We start from the raw sequence: 25,182 nt of genomic DNA on the forward strand, positions 1-25,182 counted from the left end.
GCGCTTCGTAACAACCTTTAAGAATCCAGGGCGTTTTAACCCCTGGAGAACTCAAAAGAGTGAACTAACATACATCCCCCACAATAAAATAGCTATAAATTGGGGATTTCGTCGATTAATCAGAAAAGCTGTTACCCAAAAAGTAAGAGCGATCGCCCCTAAAGTCAGGAGCAACGACAAACCATAGGGAAGTAAAGTAAAATCTAGGGGAAAATTGAGCCAGATGCTTAACCCTAATAAACTAAATCCTCCCGATAAACTATATAAAATTAAGCTCCACCATTGAGGATAAGGGCGATCGTCAGGCCACTGGGATGCCTCCCTTAACACCATGCCTCCTGCCAAAGCTAAAGGGGGATAAAAAGGCAGCAAATAAGTCATTTGAGCGAGGGGCAATAGACAAATCATGCCTAAATAACCTCCTCCCCAGACTAAAATTAACTTAGCCCATCCCCAAGTCAGGGACTGCCAGGCCCATTGTCCCCCAGTCCAAGCAAAGATTAACCAAGGCCAAGCAGAGGTTAACACCACTAAAGGATAGAAGCCCAACAGGGGGAAAACATTGCCCCTATCAAGGGCCGTCTCTGGCCACAATAGGGCTTGAATGGCCGGCTGTCCATAAACCAACCATTGCATCCAATACCAAGTTAGGGCTGGCAAAACCCCCAAAATTATCCCTAAGACAAAATAGCCACAACTCAAGAGACGGGGAGTATCCCAAGCCAGAAAAATTAACAATACTACCCCCAATAACAGGCCAATTAGTCCTTGGGTCAATAATAACCCCGTCAAACTTAAGCCTAACCCCAAAGACCAACGAAAATCCCGACGCGATCGCAAGCCACAAAAAACCGTTAAAATCACCCAAAATAAAATAAATCCATCGAACAAAGCCAACCTTCCCCAGTAAATTACTGGAAACAAAGTTAGATAAATTAAGGCAGAAAATAAAGCCCCTAACCAAGAGGCAAAAATTTCCCTGGCCAACCCATATAATAGCGGCACAGAAACCGCCGCGAACATAGCTCCAGGCAGACGAATCATCCATCCGTCAACCCCGCCCCAATGAGTTGCGATCGCCAAAAAAAGTAAGCCAAGAAAGGGTTGTTGATGATAAGCTTGGCCCTGTAAAGTGGGAAAGAGCCAATCTCCTGACCAAAAAGGCATTTGAGTCATTTCTTGAGCGACTTGAGCCAAGATAAGCTCTTGAGGCAATAAAGGGGTACTATCTAGGTTACAAACCAGTAAAATTAAAGCTGCGCCAAATAAGCCCCCCCAAGACAAAATATTGCCCCAAGATAGACGGCGATGACGTAGAGGTTTAGAGGGATACCAAGTAAAAGTTAAAGGATTCATCTTAAGAGGCGATCAAGAAAGGCTAAATGTTAAAATAGCAAAAGAAATCCCCAAGGGTAAATTCTCGCTCTTTTAACTTTATAATTTCTAGCTCAAATTGATTCTGTTCTTAACTAATTTTGGAGGTTATTGGGAAGCAAGTACACTGGTAGAAAGTGTCTGCCTTCAATAAGCCTATGGAAGTATCCTTTGAACTCACGCTGCAAATTGTGATGACTGTGCTTGCAGGCATCAGCGCCCAAGTGACTGCTGAATTTTTCAAAGTACCGAGCATTGTTTTTTTACTGCTGTTTGGTATTTTGCTAGGTTCGGATATGCTCAATTTGCTCCATCCCCATGAACTAGGAGTCGGATTAGAAGTTCTGGTGGCTCTGTCTGTAGCCATTATCCTATTTGAAGGGGGGTTAAACTTAGAATTACGGGATTTAGGCAGAGTTTCCGGCAGTCTCCGTAATTTAGTCACCTTTGGGACGCTCATTACCCTGATTGGTGGAGGAATGGCAGCCCACTGGTTAGCAGAATTTCCTTGGTCAATTGCCTTTCTCTATGCGGCCTTAGTTGTAGTCACTGGCCCAACGGTGATCAGTCCTCTCCTCAAACAAGTTCAAGTTGATCGCAAAGTCGCCACCTTACTCGAAAGTGAGGGAGTGCTAATCGACCCGGTGGGGGCAATTTTAGCAGTGGTGGTCTTAGATACCATCCTCAATAGTAATGCTAGTCCCTTAGAAATCTTTAGCGGGTTACTCCTCCGGTTTGGCATAGGGGCAGTTATTGGGGGAGTTAGTGGGGCATTACTCGGCTTTATCCTCAAAAATACTAACTTTTTATCAGAAGATCTAAAAAACCTCGTGGTGTTAGCGGGGGTTTGGGGCTTATTTGGTTTAGCGCAACTGAGTCGCAGTGAATCAGGGTTAATGGCCACGGTAGTAGCTGGTATTGTCGTGAGAGCATCATCCATTCCCGAAGAACGGTTATTAAGACGGTTTAAAGGGCAACTCACCGTCCTCTGTGTTTCGGTGCTATTTATTCTCTTAGCGGCAGATTTGTCAATTGATAGTATTTTTGCCTTGGGATGGGGCAGCATCTGGACTGTCCTCACCTTAATGTGGGTGGTACGCCCCATTAGTGTTGCCTTCTGTACCATTAATAGTGACCTTCATTGGCGACAAAAACTCTTTTTAGCTTGGATTGCCCCTAGGGGAATTGTCTCGGCTTCTGTTGCCTCTTTATTTGCCATCTTACTCACCAAAAATGGCATTAATGGGGGAGATTCTATTAAAGCGTTAGTCTTCTTAACTATCATGATGACCGTGTTTATCCAAGGGTTATCGGCCCGGTGGGTAGCCAAGGGTTTAAAAATTAACTCCCTAGAAGCGACAGGGGCGGTAATTATCGGTTGTAATGCTCTGGGACGGTTAATGGGGCGACTCTTTCAACAACAAGGGGAATCAGTGGTTTTAATTGATACTGACCCCGAAGCCTGTGATCAAGCCAAGGCCGAAGGCTTACCTGTATTTCAAAGTAGTGGACTGGATACGGATGTCTTGGAAGAAGCTGGCATTGATTCCATGGGAACCTTTATGGCCCTCACCAGTAATGGAGAAGTTAATCTTGTGTTAGCCCAAAGGGCCGTTGAGGAATTTCAACCGCCAAGGGTTTTTGCCGTATTTCCGAGCAATACTGGACAAAACACTGCCACCAACAAAACTAAAGTTAATTCAGCCTTTGTAGACCAACAGTTAATTAAAACCTGGAATCAATATCTTACGGAAGGACAAATCAAGTTAGGTAAAACCTGTTTGAAAGAACAGGGACTCTCTTTACAACAAGCTCATTTTCAAGCCTTAATTCGGACGGGAGAAATCTTACCCCTCTTGGTGAAACGACAAGGTAGTTTACAAGTGGTCAAAGCGGCGCAAGATTGGCAAGTAGGGGATGAAATTATTTATCTGTTACATGATCCTCGTCCCAAACTCCTAAAACGGCTGTCAGGGGGTGTTCAGCTTTCCCGTGAGTTGGTGGCTGAAGCATTGCCAGAAGTGGAAGAAGTCCCCATTGCTTCGCCTGTGGAACAACCTATACCAGATTCTGTAACTCCTAATATTTAGGACAATTTTGTTAAATATTTCGGTTGAAATAGCTCCATAACCAATGAACAGGTTCAATAATAGTAATTGTACCTCCAATCACAAACTGCTAACCTAGAAGATACTCAAGTGAGGAGCGCATTAATCATGGATGTTAAATTAATTCTGGTAATCCTAACTGGTCTGTTTATCGTGTCTTGTCTCTTTTTTGGCACAAAAAACGGCTTTTATGACTCAGATAATTATGATGGCAACGGTTCAGCCCATTAATAAAGGTTTTTTATTAATCTCCCGTTATAGCTAGGAAAGGAGCGATAACGGGATTGTTCACTTTTCAACTTGTTTAAAGAAAGATAAAGTCCCCCTAAAAGGGGGAGGCTTTAAACCCAAATTTTCGGTAAATGAGGTAAATTGCTGGACAAAAAAATCTTTGTTAAACTCAAAAAAAAACTATAGTGCTAGGGTAATGATATGGAATATGTGGGAACAATAAAAGCAGCATCTCTTCTAGGTATATGTCAACAACGGGTTCGCCAACTCTTAGCTGAGGGGAGAATAGAAGGAGCCTTTAAACAAGGAAGGTTCTGGCGTATCCCCCTATATGACGATATGCCTAAAATTGTTCCTGGGACGCGAGGGCCTCAAGGAACATGGCGCAAACGTCCTCAACGAGTGGCCACCTATATTCACGTGAATACCAAGCTGCTTCAAAAAAATATTAATAAGGAACATCCAGAAGCTGTAATCACCATTCATCGCGGCAGTCGGACAATTCGGTGTCATGAAGCGGAGATTCTCGGCAGTTGCAAGGTGATGTATTCCCCTGATAAAGCTAAGGGATGTGGTGCCAGAGTTTGGGTGGAAGTTGAGCCAGATATCCGAGTAATTGCGCGAATGTTTGCTGCTTGATAGTCGTTTTTAGTTAATATTGAAGAGCTTTGTTATCCTTGATACTGAATTAAACCCGTTCAATGGCTGACGGAAAAAGCCGATGATTCAACATCCCCCAAGCACTGAGCATAGTCCAACCCATTTATCCTGTTTGCCCTATGGGGTTGGTCATGGTCAAGAAGGGGTTTGTTTACAGGTACAGATGGGCCCCTATCGATTCCTGTTAGATTGTGGTTTAAACAATCTTGACCCCTTACTTACCCCATCTCAACCTCCGGCAGATGCTGTATTTTGTAGTCATGCTCACCCTGACCATGCCAGGGGTTTAATGGCACTACACCAAGCATTCCCCAAGTTGCCTATTTATGCCAGCGAGGTAACAGGGCAACTGCTGCCCCTCAACTGGCCAGAAAAAGGGCCCCTCAAAACAGAGGATTTCTGTCAAGTTTTGCCCTGGGGAACGTCGGTTGAGTTATTTAAAAATTTAACAGTACAATTATTTCGGGCCGGTCATTTACCAGGGGCAGCGGCCATTCTCCTCAGCTACCAAACCCCTCAACGAATCTATAAACTGTTTTATACTGGGGACTTTTCCCTCTCCAATCTTCAGCTAGTCGAAGGGTTATCGGTGGAAGGGTTGCGGGGGCTGTCCCCTGATGTGTTAATCATTGAGGGGACTTATGGCACTACTCGTCATCCCCACCGTCGTCAGCAAGAAAAACACCTCATGCAGCGCATTAATGAGTGTTTAACCCGTGGTTATCGTGTGGTGTTACCTGTACCAAGATTAGGGTTAGGCCAGGAAATTCTTAAATTATTGCGCTCTCATCATCAATTTACAGGACAAGACTTAGATATTTGGGTTGATGGCCAAGTGGCCAATGCTTGCGATCGCTATTTAGATTTATTACCAGAATTTCCTTTATCCGTCCAGAATTTTGCCAAACATCAACCCCTATTTTGGGATGAGCGCATTTGTCCCCGTTTACGTCGTTTAACCCCTCAACAACGGGGTAAATTAGGGGAAACCCCTTGCATTGTTTTAACGGATGATGTGATGGCCCTTTATGATGAAGGTTATTTAATGTTAGGCTCATGGGTGATGCTGATTCCTGCGGCACCGAATGAGGGACAGACGGATGAATCACCGGAAATTGTTACCTTCATGCAGGGCCATTCAATTCATTCTGAATCCTATCTTTTAGCGGAACATAGTGATGGACGCAATACAACACAGTTAATTCATAATTTACGCCCTCAACATATTCTTTTTGTTCATGGTTCTCCCATTAATTTAACGGATTTAACGAGCTTAGAAGAACTGCAAAATCGTTATCAACTTCATCTTCCTTCTGCGGGTAAATTGGTTGAACTTCCTCTTGGGGATAAGTTTATTCAACCTGCTGCTCCTTCTCCGAGCAGTTATGAGGGAGAATTAAATGAGTTAGAAACTAATATTACGATTACTTTACCCCAAACTATCCTTAAAGACCCCCATTGGCGTTATTTTGCGGATACAGGGCTAATTGAAGCCCGTTGGCAAGGGGATGAGTTGGTTTTGCGCGGAGTGTCTCAGCGGGAACTTTTAAGCCAAAGTAATTCTAATAGAGTAGTTAATGATTTAGATTGTTGTTTAACCTGTCGTCATTATCGGGGCCAAAAATGTTGGAATTCTCAATCACCTCTTTATGGGTTTAAGGTGACACCAGAGGGTTTTTGTCCGGTTTTTGAACCCGTAGATCAAGAAGAAGATTCACCAATTAATAATGAATAATTACTTCTTCCTAAAATTTATTAACTTTAATTAAATGGATAAAAACTCAATTTTTGGTAACAAAGGATCTTTCACTAAGCCAATACCTTGAAATCCCCAGCGTTGTAAAACCCCTTTTAATTGGGTTCCTGAAGTGGATTCTACCACAAAGCGATCGCTGACATCTGAGCCATGAGTATTAAGATAACTCAAAGCATCAAAATCCTCCTGAAACACCAATAAATAGCTGAGAGGGGCTTGATCTTCCCCTTGATTAAGTCGAGCAACTAAATATTTTCCATCAACCTTAGAACGCACTAAATAGTGGAGTTGTGACAGCATATTATCTTATTCCAGATTCTCCAACTTAATGCGAGGATCAACCGCTTTTAATAATAAATCAGCTAATAAATTCCCCACAATTAACATCGTAGCACCCATAGTTAAACTTCCCATAACTAAGTAAATATCTTGGGCCGTAACTGCTTGTAAAATTAACCGTCCTAAACCGGGCCAATTAAAGAAAAATTCAGCAATAAATGCCCCTCCTAATAAACTAGCAAATTCAAATCCCAATAGGGTAATTAAGGGGTTAATGGCATTTCGTAAGGCATGAACATAAATTACTTTATCTTCGGGTAATCCTTTGGCCCTTGCAGTTTGGATATAATCTTGTCGCATAACATCTAACATTTGTCCCCGCATTAACCGCATTAACCCGGCAAAACTGGTAATACTTAAGGCAATGGTTGGTAAGATCATGTGCCAACCAATATCTAATATTTTACCAAGGGGAGACAATTCTGCATGATTTAAACTGGTCATATCACCCACCGGAAATAATGGGGATAAATATTGAGCTAAAATTAGCAAAATTAAGGCAGTTATAAAACTCGGAAATCCTTGGCCGAAATAACTAATAACTCGTAAAATTCTGTCTGTCCAACTACCTTGTTTAACTGCACTTAAAATTCCTAGAGGTATCGCAATTAACCAGGTGATAATAATTGAAGAAATTGCTAATAGTAAAGTGGCCATAATTCGTTCTATTAACAAGGAGGAAACAGAACGATTATAAACAAAACTGTAGCCAAAATTAAAGTGAGTAACCACTTGCACTAACCATCGCCAGTATTGGATATGCCAAGGTTTATCGAACTGATATATAGTATTTAATTGCTTAATGGTTTCTGGGGAAATCTTTGGATTTTGTTTTAAGATATCTAGATAGTCACCAGGGGCAAGTTGAATAATAATAAAACTTAGAATTGATGCTAGTAAGATTGTTAAAAGTCCTTGTAAAACTCGTTTAACAATGTAGAAAATTGTTTCACTATCTAATAAGTTTTGTAATCTATTTAAAGGTTGATTAAATTGAGAAGAATGAGTTTGAGTCATAGTTTTAATCTGCTTTGTTATCAATTATTTATCGATAAATTTCTGGAGGAAGCTGAGGGTTTATCATGATAATTTGACTACAATGATAACTTATTCATGCTTAATACTCTACTAATGTAATAATAGGAAGATCAGGTAGTTTTTGACGGCCTTCTAAAGCTTTTAACTCAATAATAAAGGCAAATCCTAACACTTTACAACCAATTTTTTCTAACAATTCTGCTGTTGCTTTTGCTGTTCCTCCCGTTGCCATTAAATCATCAACAATTAAAACACTATGATGATTTTCTAAGGCATCTTGATGAATTTCTAGCTTATCTGTGCCATACTCTAACTCATATTCTACTTGATGCACTGGGGCAGGAAGTTTCCCTGGTTTACGCACAGGAATAAACCCTGCCTTGAGTTGATAAGCTAAAGGTACACCAAACAAAAACCCGCGAGACTCCATTCCTACTACATAATCAGGGGATAAGTTAGCTGTTTGGCACTTTTGGGTTAAAGTATCTATAGTGTAGCGTAATCCTTCTGCATCACCGAGTAAGGTGGTAATGTCTCGAAAGATGATGCCAGGTTTAGGAAAGTCAGGGATATCACGAATTAGAGCTTTAAGATCCATGAATTCTTACTCATAATATTTCTCTATCGATTATATATTAGTTTTCCTACTAGGACATCAAATTTATCAATTTTCTGCATTATGTTAAGAGAAAAACCCAATTCAATCAAGTCTGCTGTTAGTATAGAATAGAATCCCTGTTGCTCTTTTTATATTGACCTATCATGTTTCAAGTTGGGGATATTCTTGTTAAGCGGTATCAACTTTTAAAACCCCTAGGAAATACCGCAATGGGACATCAAACTTGGTTGGCGGATGATTTAGCTTCTCCTATTGAAGTATCATCTCAAAACCCAAAAAATTGGCTATGGTTAAATTGGATTTATCGGTTAAATAAACTGTTTAGTCCTAAAATTTATCAAAAAGTTACGGTTAAATTATTGGCCTTTAGTCCCCAAATGGAATGGGAACAATTTAAACTATTTGAACGAGAAGCCCAAGTTTTGCAATCTTTAGATCATCCTTATATTCCTCGTTATCAAAACTATTTTGAAATTGACCAAGAAGCAGGGTTAGATGTTCCTTGGTTTGGGTTGGTTGAAGATTATATTCCTGGAGATTCATTACAAGAATTGTTGGAAAAAGGAGAACATTTTTCAGAAAAAAGAATTCGCACTATTGGTCAAGAAGTTCTGAAAATACTAATTTATTTACATGAATTAAATCCACCTGTTTTACATAGAGATCTTAAACCCAGCAACTTGATTTTAGGGGATGACAATAATATTTATTTAATTGATTTTGGCGCAGTACAATCACAAACTTCGGGGACAAATATTACCTTTACTGTGGTGGGAACAAGTGGTTATACACCCTTAGAACAGTTTTGGGGCAAAGCAGTTCCATCTTCTGATTTATATGCTTTAGGAGCAACATTAATTCATGTTTTAACGGGAATTTATCCAACGGATTTACATAATCAAGATTATCAAATCATCTTTGAAGATAAAGTCAGGTTGAAAGCTTCCTTAAAAACCTGGTTGAAAAAAATGACAGAAATTAACATTTCTAATCGTTATCAAACCGCAAGGAAAGCATTAGAAGAACTCCAAAAAAGTCAATTTTATCAAGAAAATAGTGAGGGCGAAAATCAAAATAGTATCATTACCAAATATCCCCTTAATACTCGGATTAAACTAGATAAATCAGAGCAAGAATTGAAAATTTATCTACCGACTCCCCGACTAAGAAGCTTAAAGCAATTATGGGGAACTAGAGCATTTTTACAAGATGGAAGCTTAACCAGTAAGCAGTTAATTTTAACAATCATTATTTATGGTTTATTCTTAGCACCTTGTTCTTTAATTATGACGGGAATTTTGCTAAAAAATCCTGGGTTTATTGTTGCTTCCTTAGAAATCATGGGAGGTCTTAGTTTTGTGACAATTTCTGGGTTAATTGCTACCTATTCAATTAGGGGAATTGGTGGCAAAACTTGTTTACGACTTGATCAAGAAAACTTGAAGATACAAGAAAAAATCTTAGGTCTTGAATATTATCAAAATGAGGAAACAGTTAACAATATTGTGGGAGTCTTTATTCATCAAATGGTCAATCAATATAAAGTTAGTATCAATACCAGAAAGATGATTTATGTTTTAGGGGATAAATTGAATAAAGATGAAGCCCTTTGGTTAGCTAAAGAAATTCAAGATTGGTTAACTTAAATCGGATGACGATCACTCTTTATTCTTGAGCTAAACTTAAACGTAATCCCCTAACTGTTACTAGGGGAAATTGAAAAAATATATCTAACAGGAGTTTAATCCATGAGTGAACAGGAACAAAACAAATATATAAACCAGCTAAGAAGGCAGTTAGCTAACGCTGCTGAACGGATTAAAACCCTTGAATTAGATATTGAACCAGACGGACGAATTAGCCAAGCTTTTTCCGTTTTAGAAAGTCATATAGATACCCGTTTTGACCAGATGGATAACCGTTTTAACCGAATAGAATTACGCTTAGACCGTATGGAACATCAATTTAATCAACTACAAGCCAAGCTAGAAGTAGTTTTAGATGCTATTACAGGAATTGGGGACTTACCCGAAAATTGATTAAAACTCAGAGAGAGTTCAAAAAGATTCTGTGGAACAATAAGAAAGGAGCAACTTGAGAGGGAATCAATCAGCGTGGCGAATATTTACCTAAATTGGCGGAAAATTCTCATCCTAGGGTTGTTGATACTGACGACTAACATGATCGTTTTGGCCACCTCATCCCCTCCAGAAAAGCCCTTAAGGGTTACTGCTGCCGTCCCCCGCTATTTTCCCCCGATTTATTCCGTTGATAAGGAGGGGAACCCCGAAGGTTTCGCCATTGATATCATGGAAGCAGTGGCTCAACGGGCTAACCTCCAAGTAACATATAAGATCAAAGATACTTGGGCAGAAGCCGTTACCGCCTTAGAAACTGGCGTTGTTGATCTCATTCCCAGTTTAGGCATTACCCCGACTAGAGCGCAACAATTTAGCTATACAACCCCAATTGAAACTCTTAAGATTTGTGTCTTTGTCTTGCGGGAAAAAAAACAGATTACCCGTCTTGAAGATTTGTCGGGGTTTACAGTGGCCGTGGTGCAAGGAAATGAAGCAATTAATCAACTAGAAAAACATAAAAACATCAAATTAGAAATTTTTGATTCCCCTGAACACGCCTTATTTGATTTATTATCAGGGGACGTTGAAGCTGTTGCCTATCCTGAGAAACCTTTAATTTATTTGGCTCAAGCTATCTCTCTTGATTATCGCCTCAGAATGTTAGAACCCTCTTTAAAAGAAGTGCAGAGGGGAATAGCTGTTCAGCGAAAAGACACTAGACTTCATCAACGTTTAGAGTCAGCCGTTATCAGCTTAATTAATTCTCCAGATTATCTAAAGATTTATAATTATTGGTATCACCCTACTCCTGGTTTTTGGACAGTCTCCCGTTTACTGTGGGTCGCTACCATTATATTAGTATTAACGATTATTATTATGGCATTATGGCGACATTATTCTCTCAGGCCTTTTTATCTTCTTAAACAAACACAAAAGGCTTTAAAAGAAAGTGAAGCTCGTTATCGTGGCATTGTAGAAGATCAAACAGAATTGATCTGTCGGTTTTTGCCCGATGGTACTTTAACCTTTGTTAATCAAGCTTACTGTCGTTACTTTGGCAAACAATATGAAGATCTTATTAATAATAGTTTTTTGCTTTTTATTCCCAAGAAAGAACAACAAATTGTTATGAATAATTTGGCTCAATTAAATGTCCAAAACCCTTTGGTAATTCATGAACATTGTGTAATAAACTATCAAAGAAAAATCTGCTGTCAACAGTGGACAAATCGAGGTATTTTTGACGAAATAGGTCAACTCAAAGAAATACAAGCAGTGGGACTAGATATTACAGAACGGAAACAAATGGAAGAAGAATTACGCAAAACCTTATTGGAAGAACAAACTCTAAATAAGATTACAGACAAAATTCATCAGAGTTTTGAACTTGATATCATTCTTCAAGATGCAATTACCGAAACCCGTGATGTTTTGCAATGCGATCGCGTGGCGGTATATCAATTTAATGCTGATTGGAGTGGGGAATTTATTGCCGAGTCTGTGGGTGAAAAATGGGTTATTTTAGTGGGAGATAACATTAAAAAAGTTTGGCAAGATACTTATTTACAAGAAAACCAAGGGGGACGTTATCAAAATAATAAAACATTGGCAGTTAATGATATTTATGCCGTGGGATATCAACAATGTCATCTAGATTTACTCGAACAATTTCAAGCAAAAGCTTATATTATTGTAAGTATTTTTGTGTATAATAAACTATGGGGACTATTAGGCTGTTATCAAAATTCTGGCCCCCGTCATTGGCATTCCTCAGAAATAAAATTATTAAAACATATTGGCAATCAATTAGGATTAGCAATACAACAATCTGAATTACTTAATCAACTACAAAAAGCGAAAAATGCTGCTGAAGCTGCCAGTCAAGCAAAAAGCCAATTTTTAGCCCACATGAGTCACGAATTACGAACCCCTCTCAATGCTATTTTAGGGTTTAGTCAACTGCTTAGTAATGACCCAAATTTGAATCCTGACCAACAAGAATATCTGGAAATTATTAACAAAAGTGGAGAGCATTTATTAAGCTTAATTCGAGATATTTTAGATATGGCAAAAATTGAATCTGGACAAATTACCATCTATTTAAGTAATGTAAATCTTCATAGTCTGGTGCAAACTTTAGCCCTAATGTTTCAATTAAAAGCTGAAGCTAAAGGCTTAGAATTATTAGTAATAATTGGCACCAATGTTCCCCAACAAATTATTGCAGATGAAGCAAAATTACGACAAATTTTAATTAATTTACTCGGTAATGCCATTAAATTTACCCTGAGAGGACAAGTCCGATTAAATGTTCAAAAAATTTCAGAAGATCACTTAGAACAAAAAAATATCACCCATCTTCTCTTTGAAATAGAAGACACAGGGCCAGGCATTAATATTGAAGAAGCACCCAATTTATTTAACCCATTTTTCCAAACAGAATTAGGTCGTAAAAGTCAAGAAGGAACAGGCTTAGGGTTAGCTATTAGTCATCATTTTGTCAATTTAATGGGCAGTCAATTAAGGGTAAGTTGTCCCCTCACAGGTGGCAGTATTTTTCATTTTAGTTTACCTGTTGAAATCCCTGCCCGACAAGACTACCCGGCTTTACTCTCTAAGGGAAAAGTAAAGAGATTAGCCCCCGACCAACCATCTTATCGCATTTTAATTATTGAAGATCTTCGCAGTAATCGACAAGTATTATTGAATTTTCTGCAACCTCTGGGTTTTGAAGTCCGAGAAGCCAACAATGGGCAAGAAGGGGTTAAACTCTGGGAAACTTGGCATCCTCATTTGATTTGGATGGATTTGCAAATGCCTATCATGGACGGTTATGAAGCAACCCGACAAATTAGAGCTAAAATGGGACAAGTAGAACAACAACCACACACAAAGATTATCGCTCTCACTGCCAGTGTTTTTGCTGAAGAACGGGATGCTATCTTAGCTGTCGGGTGTGATGATTTTGTTAGTAAACCCTTTTCTGAATCAATTATTTTAGAAAAGATTGCTCAACATTTAGGGGTTTGTTACATTTATGAAAACTGCTTAATATCAAACAAACCCCCAAAAAAGACCCCATCAATTCATCTTCACACCTTAAAAACTCAAATTCAGAGAATGCCCTTACCCTGGCTTAATCAACTGTATAAAAGCGCAGCAGCAGCAGATGGTGAGCTTATTTTACAACTCCTGGAGAAAATTCCACCAGACCAAGAAATGTTATCAAAGGCGATCACTGATCTCGTTCAAAACTATCATTTTGATCAGATAATGGAGATCAGTAACTCATCAATTACAAACTAATAATTGTCCATTTTCCATTGTTGAACAGCAACTAATCAATCACCGTTATCACAAATTTCTAAGCAGTTTACCGCTTTAAAATAATCAGCTTGAATTCATGAGCAATTCCCCAGTTTTACATCCTCCCGCTAATATTTTGATCGTTGATGATAAACAAACAAATCTCCGTATATTATCAACAATGTTAGAGAAACAAGGTTATAAAGTACGGGCTGTAATGAGTGGCAAAATGGCAATTATGGCTTCTCAAACTATGCCCCCTGACTTAATTTTATTGGATATTAAAATGCCAGACTTGGACGGGTATGAAGTATGTCAACAACTAAAAAAGAACCCAGAAACTTGTCATATTCCTGTCATCTTCTTAAGTGCTTTACAAGATGTCAACGATAAAATCAAAGCCTTTCAAGTTGGCGGCGTAGACTATATTATAAAACCCTTTCAATTTGAAGAAGTCCTCGCCAGAGTTTCTACCCATTTAGCCCTCAAAGAAGCCCGTTATCAACTGCAAAAGTTAAATGAAGAACTGGAACAAAGAGTTAAAGAACGTACCTTAGACTTAGAAGAAGCCCAGGAAAAATTATTGTATGATGCCCTTCATGATAACTTGACAAAATTACCTAATCGTTCCTTATTTTTAGAACGAGTAGAAAGGGCCCGTAAAAGATCCCAAGAAGAAAATAATTATTTATTTGCCGTTTTATTATTAGATCTTGATCGCTTTAAAGTTATTAATGAAAGTGATGGTCATGCTGTTGGCGATAGCCTGTTAATTGCGATTAGTCGCCAACTCGAAAACTTAGTCAGTTCCGCCGATACCGTAGCCCGTTTAGGGGGTGATGAATTCGCTATTTTGCTCGACCCCATTGATGATATAAATGAAGCCCTCCGCATCACTCAACAGGTCAAAAAAGCCTTAACCAGTGAGTTTCAATTGCAAGAACGAACCGTCTTTACCAGTCCGAGTATTGGCCTGGCCTTGAGTCTTCCCACCTATGAATCAGCCGAAGAAATTTTGCGCGATGCTGATATTGCCATGGCCCGCGCTAAAGAAAAGGGACGAGGACGCTATGAGATTTTTAATCAACAGATGCACATCCAAGCCCTTAAATTATTGGACTTAGAAACGGATTTACGCAAGGCCATTGAGAAACAAGAATTTCAGGTCTATTATCAACCTATTATGGCTTTAAATCCTCTTAAGTTGGTGGGTTTTGAAGCCTTAATTCGTTGGCCACATCCCCATAAAGGGTTTATTTCTCCCGTTGAGTTTATTCCTGTGGCAGAAGATACAGGCTTAATTATTCCCATTGGTCAAATGGTTCTTGATCAAGTTTGTCGTCAAATTCAATCGTGGCAAAAACAATTTCCTCAAGCAACTGTTTTGAAGGTAGCAGTGAATTTATCCAGTCAACAATTGAAAAATTTAGAAATTATTCAACAACTTGATGAAACTCTGAAAAAAACTGGACTTACTCCCCAAAATTTAAAGGTAGAAATTACAGAAAGTTTATTAATGGAAAATACGGCCATTGCCACCCATTTGTTAACAGAATTAAAAAAACGATGTATTGATATTTGTCTCGATGATTTTGGCACAGGTTATTCTTCTTTGAGTTATCTTCATCGCTTCCCCGTTGATACTCTGAAAATTGATCGGTCTTTTGTTAATTGTATTGGCAGACCAGAAGAAAAATTAGAAATTATTCAATCAATTATTACCCTTGCTCACAATTTGAAAATGGATGTAGTCGCTGAAGGTATAGAAACTCACGAACAATTAGAATATTTGCGATCGCTACATTGTGATTTAGGTCAAGGCTACTTTTTTAATCGACCTTTGCCTCCCGAAGAAGCGCAAAAGCTTTTGTCTTAAACTGAGATCTTGCACCATGATTTAAAAATTACAAAACCCCGATTTTTCAAGACAGCAAACCAAGCATGACTTTCTTACTATTTGATACAAAATCGAGGTTTTTAAGCTAGGTGCAAGCTCTCAGATTAAACTGCTTTTTGTACCCCAGGAAAATGCTGATATTTAGCATAAAATCCCAGTAACATTAAGACAATAATTCCCACCGTTCCAATACCAATATAACTCGGAACCCAAAAAGATGCTTCAATGGTATTTAGTTGACCTGGTTGGAGTTGCCAAATCATAGTTTTATCGACTAAAGTTGAGTCAGGGTCTAAACTTTCACCATTTTTGAGCAAATTTTTAACAGTCCAGGGAGTAGTTAAAGCAAACTCTAAATCAACCAAAGATCCAGGACTAACAATAATATTACCTTGTTTAGATAAGACTCCTAAAGCTCGTAAATCAACCTGAATATTGAGGTGATTTTGTTCGACAAAAAGCCAATTACTTTGTTTAATTGACATCTCTGCTTTGAGTTGAACTAACTCTGAATTGTCTTGTTTAAGTGCAGGAGAAATCTGTGAGGGGTTGGGATTAAAAAATTGATTAAATTTTTTAGTTAAGTCTTTTCCATTACTAAAAGGAATTCTCACAATCATCTCCTCTGAAGAAATTTTATTGGCGGTTCCTTTTAATTCTTTGGCGCGACTTTCCAGACTATCTAACCATTTATTAGCCTCAGTTTGACTCAAACTTGTCAACTGTTCAGCTAAGCGAATATGTTGGACAATTTCCCCTTGATGTTGCTCATTAAAATTGATACCCACATCATAACGGACACATCCCGTTAAGACCATTAATAAACTAATAACTAGAGGCAGGAATAAGGATCTGAATAATCCTATTTTGGGGGTTTGGTTGAGGTTTTTTGAATGATTCACGGTTCTCTATTAACTATTAACTATAAACGATCAATTATTAACAACAATTAATCATCTTCCCAGTCATCACTTGTAGCAGCACTACCACCACCAACCGTGACTAAATCAATTTGTTGTCGATAATAGTCTACACTTTTTACTTCCACTTCGACTTCATCCCCTAAACGATAGGCAATGCGATTTTTTCGACCCACCAAACAACCATGACGGGCCCGATATTCATACCAGTCATCTTTGAGAGAACTGACATGAACTAACCCTTCTACGAATAAATCCTCAATTTCTACAAAGAAACCATAGGACTGAACCCCTGTAATTAATCCGCGAAAAACTTGGCCAGTTCTTTCTTTCATTTTCTCAGCTTTTTTTAACCCGTCAAGATCTTTTTCTGCATCTTCTGCTAACTTTTCTCGATCATTGAGATGGGTGACTAAAAAATGAAAGGTTTCTTCTAATTCTTCTTGGATAGTAGGAGGTAACACATTCCAGTTAATATTACCATGACTACTACTACTGCGAAGATCTACACCAGTTTTAGATTGTTTTGTGCGGCGATCGCGTCCTTCACTGAACAGTAATTTTAAGACCCGTTGAATTAATAAGTCAGTATAACGTTGTCCAGGGGAAACACAATGAGTGTAACAATCAGAATAAGCTAAGCCAAAATGAGGCCCCGGATGACTACTATATTTAGAAGATTTTAAGGTGTCATGGAGCAAATAATTCAATACCCGCACCTTAGAAGATTGACTGAAAGCTTGAGTTAAATTGTAGTAATCTGGAGGGGTAATAGGTTCTTCCGGGCCTAACTTCACATCTAAGCCTAAATTCTGAGCTAATTTGATTAAGTCTTCTAATTCTTCCCAATCAGGTTCTGATTGGGTACAATAAATCCCTGGAAGTTCTAATGCTAATAAATGATCCGCCACTAATTTTCCAGCAACAATGATCAATTCGGTCAATAAAGAACGAATAGGAACCGTAGAAGAAGCAATAATTGTTCCCACTCTTGCTTCATCTTGATAGGGAGATCTCGGTTCTAATTGGATTTCAAACCCTCCCCGTTGTAACCGTTGTGCTTTAACCAGGGGACTGAGGGTAAAGAATAATTGCTTCAGTCGTTCGGTTAAGTCTTGTTCTTGCTCAGGTATCTGATCTAAATTTGATAAAATAGTGTGAGCTTGTTGATAAGTTAGTTGATAATCAACATTAATAACGGTGGGTTGTAGATTAAATTCCATCAATTGACCATTCTTATCAAAGGTCATGATCACTGATAGAGTTAAACAGTCTTGTTGAGGTTTGAGGGAATAATGTTGAATCACCATTTCTGGAAATAAGGGCAGCACTTTTTCCCCTAAATAAACAGTGCTGCCGCGTTTTTTGGCCGATTTATCTAAAATAGAATCAGGTTGAATATAATGGGCTATATCCACAATATGAACCCCAAATTGTCAATATTGCTCCTCGGTTTTTTCTAGGGTAAAAGCGGTTTCTACAAAGGGAAGACAATCTCTTTTAACATCTTCAACAAAGGTAAAAGTTAGGCATTTTCGCCAATCTACCCTATTTTCTAATTCTTCAGGTTCAAAGGTTGGGGGTAAGGCCGCCGCTGCTTTCGTGATCGCCTCTGAGAAGATTTGGACTAAATCATGTTTACAACAAACAATGTCCGTATCAGCCGCGGCTTCTGCATCACTGCCTAAAATACGGGTTACTTGTCCCAGAGAAGGATGTTCACCAATAGGATAACGTACCACAGACACATGAACCAGATGATCCACCGCTTTTTCTAAATCTTCCCCATTTTGTTCGAGCATTAATTCAAATAACAAGCGATCGTCGAGGGGAACGGCCCGATAGTCTTCCTCTCCTTTTTTGACCTGAGCTAAAAGGGAAGGGTTGGCCCGTTCGAGGATCAGTCTCACTTCTCCTTCTGGGGAACGACGACGGGTTCCTTCTTTAATGATTCTCACTAACACGCGATCGCCATTCCAAGCATTACTAAGATGGGTTTCTCTGACATAAATGTCTTCCGCATCTTCTTCATCTTGAATGGCAAAACAAAACCCTTTACTAGAACAGCGCAATTTAGCTTCAACCACGTTTTCTTCGGGAATTCGTCGATACTTTCCCCTCTCCTTGACTAACATTCCCAGATTTTCCAGAGCTTCTAGGATAATTTGTAGTTTTTCGAGGCTTTCTTTGTCTTCACACCCTAATTTTTTTTCTAGCAGTTTGGCCGCGACTAATTTGTTATCACTAAAATGGGACAATAGTGTAGCGATTGAAAATTCCATCTATAGCAGTCCTTACTAATGTGAGTTGGCATTGTTTGTCTGAAGATAGGAAGGTCAGCACTCTGTCAATCATGAGTAATTCTTTCGTTTAAACTTCACACCTAAGTTACGAAGGTGTCCTATCTAAGCTGAAGATTTCCCTGTAATTAGGGCATTAGGTTGCTGATAGTGTTAACCTGATGTTTCCACCTCTAAACCCTGTTTTTGAATGGGACTAGCAAGGGTGAATCTTTCGAGTTTTGACCTCGCTAGAAGGGTTAAGCTGGCATTCCATCACCATGAATGACGTTGCCTCTCGGAACCTGGGATTTTGTTGATGAGAAGTAACCCCTTAAGAGCAAAGTGAGAGTTGTATCTTTGAAAAGGACGACTCTCGTTCGAGATTAACCTTGCTTAAGATTAGGATAATCAACTAATCTGGGGTTGCTTCCCTCTACAATCTCATCTAATCTCCCATTTTACCAAGGGAAGGGACAATCTGAATATTTATCCTGTGGATTCAGCTAACGGGGCAATTAAGTTAAAATTTACCCAGGATTTATTGTAACATAGTACATAAGAACTTTAAAGCCCCAGGTAGAGACTGACAACTAAACAATGATGCTAACCCAATTCCGAATCAAATACCCTCAAGGCAGTCTAATTAGTGAGTTAATCACCATTAATCATGGTAAGTATATTGTGCGGGCCTTAGTACAAGTCGATGGTGTGATCTTAGGGACAGGATTAGCGGCAGATGATACCATTGAAACAGCAGAAGAACGTGCCAAAGAGCGAGCTTTAGAAAGTCTCCAACTTGATCAGCCGTTGATTGAACCGTCTCAAACTGTTGTTTCTCCCACCCAAACACCTCTTAAAGAAACAATAAATTCTGTTGAACCAGAGGAAAAAATACTGGAACCAGTACCCAAAAATTATCCCAGAGAAGAAGAAGAAAAAAAGCAGCAACCATCAGTTGCAACTAAGGTTAAAACATCATTATCTTCTCAAAAAAATTCCTCTAAATCAACAAAAAAAGCCTCAAATTCTGCTGTGACTTCTCAAAAAGTTGAGCCGATAACCCCTGAAGAAAAATCTATTTCTACTGTTGAAACTGTCATGGAACCTGAAATAGAAGAAAAATCTATTTCTACTGTGGAAACTGTCATGGAACCTGAAATAGAAGAAAAACCTATTTCTACTGTGGAAACTGTCATGGAACCTGAAATAGAAGAAACATCTATTTCTCCTGTGGAAACTGTTATTAAACCTGAAGTAGAAGAAACATCTATTTCTCCTGTAGAAACTGTTATTAAACCTGAAGTAGAAGAAACATCTATTTCTCCTGTAGAAACTGTCATGGAACCTGAAGTAGAAGAAACATCTATTTCTCCTGTGGAAACTGTCATGGAACCTGAAATAGAAGCAAAAACCCTCCCCATTTTAGAAACATCTGAAGCATCAAAAATAGAAGAAGAAGCCCTAGATTTTTCTGATATTATTGCCCGTTCTAATGTAGAATTAAAGCGTTTAAAATGGACAACAGATCAAGGTCGAGAATATTTATTAAAAACTTATGGGAAGCGATCGCGTCAAGTGCTGTCGGATGAAGAATTACTGGAATTTCTTCATTATTTAGAAAGTCTCCCCACTCCATCTTAGAAAGTAGGGAGAGTGTCAATTAAGCCACAGCAACGGGAGGATTACTTGCTGAAGGACGACGGTTAATCACTTGATCAATTAACCCGTATTCCTGTGCTTCCTCAGCAGACATAAAGAAATCCCGTTCTGTATCTTCAGCAATCTTATCTAAAGATTGTCCAGTATGACTGGCTAAATGACTATTCAAGAGTCCTTTGAGATAAAGAATTTCTTTGGCCTGAATTTCAATATCCGTCGCTTGTCCTTGGGCCCCACCGAGAGGTTGGTGAATCATAATGCGAGAGTTGGGGAGACTCATACGCTTACCCTTAGTCCCTGCACTGAGGAGAAATGCTCCCATACTGGCCGCGAGTCCAATACATATCGTAGAAACATCAGGACGAATTTGATTCATGGTATCAAAGATTCCCAGTCCCGCAGAAACAGAACCCCCAGGAGAATTGATATAGAGGTAAATGTCTTTATCGGGGTCTTCTGCTTCGAGGAATAACAACTGGGCCACAATGAGGTTAGCATTCTCGTCTCTGACTTCTTGTCCCAGAAAGACAATACGTTCTCGCAAGAGACGGGAGTAAATATCAAAAGCGCGTTCACCACGGCCAGAGGTTTCGATAACTGTAGGAATCATGGAGTCTTTATTTTTTGTCGTGTTTCTTTTGATTTTAGCGAGTTTATCTCCCTGATGGTTGACATTCTCTCCTCGCCCATTTTTTCGATAAAATGGAAAAATGCCAGTTTAGAGGATGAGGAGTGATACTATGTTCAAATACTTTTTACCCATGACAGCCTTAGTTATATCCGTGACAGGGGTTGGGGTTTCCTTAGCGCGAGAAGAAGTCAGATGCTATCTGGGGTTATCTTCGGCAGCTTGTCATACTTCAGAAGTCAAATCAGTCTCTCCTTCCCCATTGAAACCGCTTTTTAATCATAAACCGATTCAGGAAACTATTGCCCCAAACAACCATCAAGAGAGTCAAGTAAGTCCTGAAACTTCTGAAACTCAAAACTCATCAGAGGTTAACTCGTCTGAGTCAGAAAAGCAAGATCTAACGACGACTCAAGACATGAATACTGCCTCATCAGAGGAGAAAAAATCGGAAAGTAAATTTATTCCAGTTGAGGAACTTTCTGCCATCAAAGAGAGTCAACCGCCAGCTAATTCTGATAATTTTTCCTCTGTATCTCCAGAAGAAACTGTCGCCATTCCCATTGAAGTTCAACCTTATCAAGAACCTTCAAATTCTCAACCTCAAAACTAAAAAGAAGGAGATTAAAATATTAAGTAATTTGACTAATTTCAGGAGAATTAGTATGAATAAAAATGCTAGATAACATTTTGATTTTGATAGTTAGTGGTTTATTTTCAGGACTACTAGCAGGAATTTTAGGCATTGGCGGAGGAACGGTTTTAGTTCCTCTTTTAGTCTCATTAAACTATACCCCTTTACAAGCAGTTGCTACCAGTAGTTTAGCAATTGTCATTACATCTTTATCGGGAAGTATCCAAAATTGGCGCATGGGATACTTAAATTGGCGGCAAGTTCTTTTATTAGGAATTCCTGCTATTATTACGGCTCAATTAGGGGTAAAAGTTGCCAATTATTTACCCGATTATATTTTATTAACTGCCTTTGGTACGTTCTTGATTTTTAATATATTTTTAGGGAATTTGCGCCGTCAATTAATCGCTAAAAATTCAGATTTATCTTTGTCTAACTTTTCAGTAAAAATGGCAGGATTGTTAACAGGTGCGATGGGAGGATTTTTAGCTGGTTTATTTGGTATTGGTGGCGGAGTTATTATGGTTCCTCTGCAAATGTTATTATTAAAAACAACGATTAAAGTTGCTATTCAAACCAGTTTAGGCGTGATTGTGATTACTTCAATTTCTTCTACTATTGGTCATGCTTTTAGTGGTAATGTTTTATTTACGGTTGGCATTATTTTAGGATTAGGGGGATTAGTCGGGGCGCAAATTAGCACCCGTTTTTTACCCAGATTACCTGATAAAGTTGTAAGCTTTTGTTTTTATGGAATGTTAGGAATTTTAGCAGTTTATATCTTTATTAAGGCTTGGATGAGTTATCAATAAATATCACTACAAAGCAGAATTAAAAATTTGTTGTGCTGTCAGGTTGAGTTGGGGAAATAAAGGCGATGCAATAAAATTATTTCCCCTAAATACAGTCATTTGATAATCTCCCTCAACTAATTCGCAAATTGTAATAGTTGGTTGTTTAGGATTACCAGTAAATCTTTTGCCACCGAGCGCGGCATAGTCCACAATCCAATACTCAGGAATCCCTATGTCTTCGTAGTCCCTTAACTTGTCGTAGTAATCGTCTCGCCAGTTAGTGCTAACAACTTCAACGGCTATTGGGATAGATGCAGCTTGAACAACAGTCGATTGCTTGCTCCACAGAGGTTCATTAACGAGATTGTCATGATTTAATAGCAAAATGTCGGGAGAATAGGTTGAGTTATTGCTCTGAATTTTGACAAAGGCAGTTTTGGGGATACGAAACGGAAGTCCCATTTGCAAGAACTGGAAGGTTATCTGTGCCGCCAAAAATCCAACAACATTTTCGTGTTCGCCAGTTGGGGGTGGCATTTCTATGATGACTCCTTTATGTAGTTCGTATCTTACCCCGTTTGAGGGGTACCATTCGATAAATTGTTCAAAGGTTACTAACTTGGATCGGGTTTGGGTCATAGTTACCACCTCCACAGATATTTGATGTCTTTCTTAAAAGAATTTTCAAAAATAGGAGATAACATTAAATTCCTAATTCATGATAAAGCTCATTTTTGTTGCTGCAATAGGTTAAGTTCTTTTGTTCTTCTATATTCTTGATTGCTTGTTGAGTTTCTTCATTAAAGTCGTCAGTAGTATAATTTCCTTCTGCAATTCGTTTTTCTTTTTCGGCTTGTTCTAAAAATTCATCTAAATGTTTCCGTAGATAAATGGCAAGGGTATTTTGCTGCTCTTCAGGAAGCTGTAAAATTTGCTCAAAGGTTTCTTGGATTAATTTAGTCATGATTATTTGGATATTTTCAATAGAGTTTTAATTTAACTGCAATAATATCTCAGGGTCTATAGGCAGATATAGATAACCCAACATACATCTACTATCGTTCATTAGCATACAAAAAAGTAGTATACTTTGTCAAGCTTATTCTGTCGTTAATTATTGATAATCTTTTTCACATTTTTTTGATCATATTGAACAGTTTTAGGGCTGTTTAGTATAAATGGTTACTCTTTTTGGTCGAATTTTTAACTTAAAAAATACAAATATAATACATTTTAAGAAATAAAACAGTCTTATTGTTTAGGGGTTAAAAGGTGCGTTACATTTCATTAACGCACCCTACAAGAGCGGCGCACCGTGAAGCGGATCTCGAAGAGATCACACTCTATAATTTTTTCAGTAATTTATCATATTCGCTATGCTTTCCTATCCAAAACCAAACAATTGTATCCGATGTTTTCATGACTCCTACAGCACGCCAACCGATTCCTACTCTTACAGAATATACAATTTCTTTGGTGTTAAGTCTCTTAAACTCTAAACTGGGATGTGTTGGGTTTTCTTTCCATAGTTTATAGTTTTTTCGTGCTGTTTGTTTAACTGTTTCGGGTAGTTTAGCAAAACATTTTAAGAAGTCATCTGTTAATTCTGACTTCATATTTCATCAAACCCTATTTTCTTTGTTTTTCCTTGTGATGATTCATTTAAGGCTTTCCTTGCTAATTCATCTAAAAAAGAACTTTGGGGTTGCTCTAGGGTTTGTTGCCATTGATATTCATTTTCAATATCTTCGATTAAATGTTTAGCGATTTCATCTTGTATATCTTCTGGTAAGTTTTGGGCTTTTTGAAATGCTTCTGTTAATAAGTCTGTCATCACTTAGATCACAATTATTTTAATTGAGTTACTTTGATTATAGCGCGATCGCTCATTCCCAATCTAGTTGATGATTCTTGGGTTTCGTCCCTCAACCCAACCTACACTTGTCGGCGATCGCACTAAATTTTATTCAAATAAATCGGAATGGGAACCTGAACGCACTAAAAAAAGAATTTAGTGAGTACCTTTAAATAAAGTTCTAAATCATGGGATTTTGTATTGATTAATTGAGTAATATCAATATTTTCAATATTTTGACATTGTGTCTTAATTTTTTTGACTCCACAAGGCTTATAGGGATAAGCCCCAAAATGAGTAAATAAGTAATTTAAAACATCATCATCTCTGTTGTATAAATTGTAAATTTTGCCGGTTATATTTATGGCAATTTTTTCCCATCTTATTGTGCGAATTGCTCCAGCTAATAAAATAATGTTTTTGAGCGATGTCAAACTCAATCTACTATCAAATTCTTGTAATCCATAATGAATTAAACGACAGCCTAAAGAATATCCAATAAATGAAACTTCATTTTCTGGGATAGATAAGAGCAGTGAAGGTAAATATTTTGAGCCACTTATTTTTGCTCTTTTTAAAACCATGCGCCAATGAGGATAAGAATGAACCAGTTCATTAAGTATAGGAATCTTGCCTAAAGGTGACATGGAGTATTTTCTCCCATATTCACTACCTGAATCCCACCATAACTGATAAATTGAACCCTTCCAATTTGCTCGACGTAGATAGGAAGACCAAAGCTTAGAATTTTCGTTGTCTTTCATCTGATATCCATTAACAAAAATTAAGGCTTCATTTCTGCCTTTATTTGCTTGTATCAACTTAATATAAGGCTTTTGCATTGCGTAAGTTCCTATAATTTTTTGGAGAAAAAGCATTAATTTTTATTTTCTAGTTCATTCATTCGAGCTTCAAGGTTTCTAAATCTTTGCTCTATGTCAAGATGTTCTGATTAATTGGTAATACTATAACCAATTAATTGTTCTATTCGTCTTTCATTT

Annotated in this window: 22 protein-coding genes and 1 pseudogene; 11 read left to right on the plus strand and 12 right to left on the minus strand. The window is 38.2% G+C overall.

Annotation, left to right across the window (positions count from 1 at the left end):
• Positions 1 to 51 precede the first annotated feature (51 nt).
• Entirely contained in the window at positions 52 to 1,356 is a 1,305-nt protein-coding gene (locus tag VB691_RS21095) for an ArnT family glycosyltransferase (protein ID WP_323293503.1), read from the minus strand.
• Positions 1,357 to 1,532: 176 nt separating this feature from the next.
• Between VB691_RS21095 and VB691_RS21100 the strand changes: the two genes are divergently transcribed.
• The 4 genes from VB691_RS21100 to VB691_RS21115 all read left to right on the plus strand — a co-directional run bounded on the left by VB691_RS21100 (position 1,533) and on the right by VB691_RS21115 (position 6,108).
• The gene (locus VB691_RS21100) at positions 1,533 to 3,464 is read left to right on the plus strand and encodes a cation:proton antiporter (RefSeq protein ID WP_323293504.1); all 1,932 of its coding nucleotides are present in this window, start codon (positions 1,533 to 1,535) and stop codon (positions 3,462 to 3,464) included.
• A gap of 126 nt (positions 3,465 to 3,590) precedes the next feature.
• Positions 3,591 to 3,713, plus strand: a complete 123-nt coding sequence (locus VB691_RS21105; RefSeq protein WP_323293505.1) for a hypothetical protein — start codon at positions 3,591 to 3,593, stop codon at positions 3,711 to 3,713.
• A 201-nt stretch (positions 3,714 to 3,914) separates the two neighbouring features.
• Entirely contained in the window at positions 3,915 to 4,352 is a 438-nt protein-coding gene (locus VB691_RS21110; RefSeq protein ID WP_323293506.1) for a helix-turn-helix domain-containing protein, read from the plus strand.
• 82 nt (positions 4,353 to 4,434) lie between these two features.
• A complete protein-coding gene (locus tag VB691_RS21115; protein ID WP_323293507.1) occupies positions 4,435 to 6,108 on the plus strand; it encodes an MBL fold metallo-hydrolase in 1,674 nt (557 codons plus the stop codon).
• A gap of 30 nt (positions 6,109 to 6,138) precedes the next feature.
• On the opposite strand, the gene VB691_RS21120 is transcribed toward VB691_RS21115, so the two are convergent.
• From VB691_RS21120 to VB691_RS21130, 3 genes are all read right to left on the minus strand, one after another.
• The gene (locus tag VB691_RS21120) at positions 6,139 to 6,429 is read right to left on the minus strand and encodes a hypothetical protein (protein ID WP_323293508.1); all 291 of its coding nucleotides are present in this window, start codon (positions 6,427 to 6,429) and stop codon (positions 6,139 to 6,141) included.
• A 6-nt stretch (positions 6,430 to 6,435) separates the two neighbouring features.
• On the minus strand, positions 6,436 to 7,485 hold the full coding sequence (locus VB691_RS21125) for an ABC transporter permease (RefSeq protein ID WP_323293509.1): 1,050 nt from the start codon (positions 7,483 to 7,485) through the stop codon (positions 6,436 to 6,438).
• A 100-nt stretch (positions 7,486 to 7,585) separates the two neighbouring features.
• Entirely contained in the window at positions 7,586 to 8,104 is a 519-nt protein-coding gene (locus VB691_RS21130; RefSeq protein WP_323293510.1) for an adenine phosphoribosyltransferase, read from the minus strand.
• A gap of 164 nt (positions 8,105 to 8,268) precedes the next feature.
• Between VB691_RS21130 and VB691_RS21135 the strand changes: the two genes are divergently transcribed.
• The 4 genes from VB691_RS21135 to VB691_RS21150 all read left to right on the plus strand — a co-directional run bounded on the left by VB691_RS21135 (position 8,269) and on the right by VB691_RS21150 (position 15,388).
• Positions 8,269 to 9,771 carry a serine/threonine-protein kinase gene (locus VB691_RS21135; protein ID WP_323293511.1) on the plus strand — a complete coding sequence of 501 codons (1,503 nt, stop codon included), beginning with the start codon at positions 8,269 to 8,271 and terminating at the stop codon, positions 9,769 to 9,771.
• 102 nt (positions 9,772 to 9,873) lie between these two features.
• On the plus strand, positions 9,874 to 10,164 hold the full coding sequence (locus VB691_RS21140) for a hypothetical protein (RefSeq protein WP_323293512.1): 291 nt from the start codon (positions 9,874 to 9,876) through the stop codon (positions 10,162 to 10,164).
• A 75-nt stretch (positions 10,165 to 10,239) separates the two neighbouring features.
• A complete protein-coding gene (locus VB691_RS21145; protein ID WP_323293513.1) occupies positions 10,240 to 13,512 on the plus strand; it encodes a histidine kinase dimerization/phospho-acceptor domain-containing protein in 3,273 nt (1,090 codons plus the stop codon).
• 97 nt (positions 13,513 to 13,609) lie between these two features.
• Positions 13,610 to 15,388 (plus strand): EAL domain-containing protein, encoded by a 1,779-nt coding sequence (locus VB691_RS21150; RefSeq protein ID WP_323293514.1) that lies wholly within the window; start codon positions 13,610 to 13,612, stop codon positions 15,386 to 15,388.
• A gap of 125 nt (positions 15,389 to 15,513) precedes the next feature.
• Here VB691_RS21150 and VB691_RS21155 read toward each other — a convergent pair whose 3' ends face one another.
• Together VB691_RS21155 and VB691_RS21160 are read right to left on the minus strand one after the other, a co-directional pair.
• Positions 15,514 to 16,311, minus strand: coding sequence for a DUF3153 domain-containing protein (locus tag VB691_RS21155; RefSeq protein ID WP_323293515.1), 798 nt, complete (start codon positions 16,309 to 16,311; stop codon positions 15,514 to 15,516).
• A 47-nt stretch (positions 16,312 to 16,358) separates the two neighbouring features.
• A pseudogene (locus tag VB691_RS21160) lies at positions 16,359 to 18,611 on the minus strand (ribonuclease R family protein).
• Between the two features lie 600 nt (positions 18,612 to 19,211).
• Here VB691_RS21160 and VB691_RS21165 point away from each other — a divergent pair.
• Complete coding sequence (locus tag VB691_RS21165) at positions 19,212 to 20,252, plus strand: hypothetical protein (RefSeq protein WP_416245401.1); 1,041 nt, start codon at positions 19,212 to 19,214, stop codon at positions 20,250 to 20,252.
• A gap of 19 nt (positions 20,253 to 20,271) precedes the next feature.
• Here VB691_RS21165 and clpP read toward each other — a convergent pair whose 3' ends face one another.
• Positions 20,272 to 20,982: an ATP-dependent Clp endopeptidase proteolytic subunit ClpP gene (gene clpP / locus VB691_RS21170; protein ID WP_323293599.1), complete on the minus strand. Its 711-nt coding sequence runs from the start codon at positions 20,980 to 20,982 to the stop codon at positions 20,272 to 20,274.
• Positions 20,983 to 21,010: 28 nt separating this feature from the next.
• Here clpP and VB691_RS21175 point away from each other — a divergent pair, with 28 nt between their 5' ends.
• Together VB691_RS21175 and VB691_RS21180 are read left to right on the plus strand one after the other, a co-directional pair.
• The gene (locus VB691_RS21175) at positions 21,011 to 21,511 is read left to right on the plus strand and encodes a hypothetical protein (RefSeq protein WP_323293517.1); all 501 of its coding nucleotides are present in this window, start codon (positions 21,011 to 21,013) and stop codon (positions 21,509 to 21,511) included.
• Positions 21,512 to 21,573: 62 nt separating this feature from the next.
• Entirely contained in the window at positions 21,574 to 22,344 is a 771-nt protein-coding gene (locus VB691_RS21180; protein ID WP_323293518.1) for a sulfite exporter TauE/SafE family protein, read from the plus strand.
• Between the two features lie 6 nt (positions 22,345 to 22,350).
• Here VB691_RS21180 and VB691_RS21185 read toward each other — a convergent pair whose 3' ends face one another.
• The 5 genes from VB691_RS21185 to VB691_RS21205 form a co-directional block, all read right to left on the minus strand.
• The gene (locus tag VB691_RS21185) at positions 22,351 to 22,965 is read right to left on the minus strand and encodes a Uma2 family endonuclease (RefSeq protein WP_323293519.1); all 615 of its coding nucleotides are present in this window, start codon (positions 22,963 to 22,965) and stop codon (positions 22,351 to 22,353) included.
• Between the two features lie 64 nt (positions 22,966 to 23,029).
• Positions 23,030 to 23,290: a hypothetical protein gene (locus VB691_RS21190; protein ID WP_323293520.1), complete on the minus strand. Its 261-nt coding sequence runs from the start codon at positions 23,288 to 23,290 to the stop codon at positions 23,030 to 23,032.
• A 379-nt stretch (positions 23,291 to 23,669) separates the two neighbouring features.
• On the minus strand, positions 23,670 to 23,942 hold the full coding sequence (locus VB691_RS21195) for a hypothetical protein (protein WP_323293521.1): 273 nt from the start codon (positions 23,940 to 23,942) through the stop codon (positions 23,670 to 23,672).
• Complete coding sequence (locus VB691_RS21200) at positions 23,939 to 24,160, minus strand: hypothetical protein (protein WP_323293522.1); 222 nt, start codon at positions 24,158 to 24,160, stop codon at positions 23,939 to 23,941. The genes VB691_RS21195 and VB691_RS21200 overlap by 4 nt, the downstream gene beginning before the upstream one ends.
• A gap of 164 nt (positions 24,161 to 24,324) precedes the next feature.
• The gene (locus tag VB691_RS21205; protein ID WP_323293523.1) at positions 24,325 to 25,059 is read right to left on the minus strand and encodes a DUF726 domain-containing protein; all 735 of its coding nucleotides are present in this window, start codon (positions 25,057 to 25,059) and stop codon (positions 24,325 to 24,327) included.
• Positions 25,060 to 25,182: the final 123 nt, after the last annotated feature.

Source organism: Crocosphaera sp. XPORK-15E (genome assembly GCF_034931425.1).
GTDB lineage: Bacteria > Cyanobacteriota > Cyanobacteriia > Cyanobacteriales > Microcystaceae > UHCC-0190.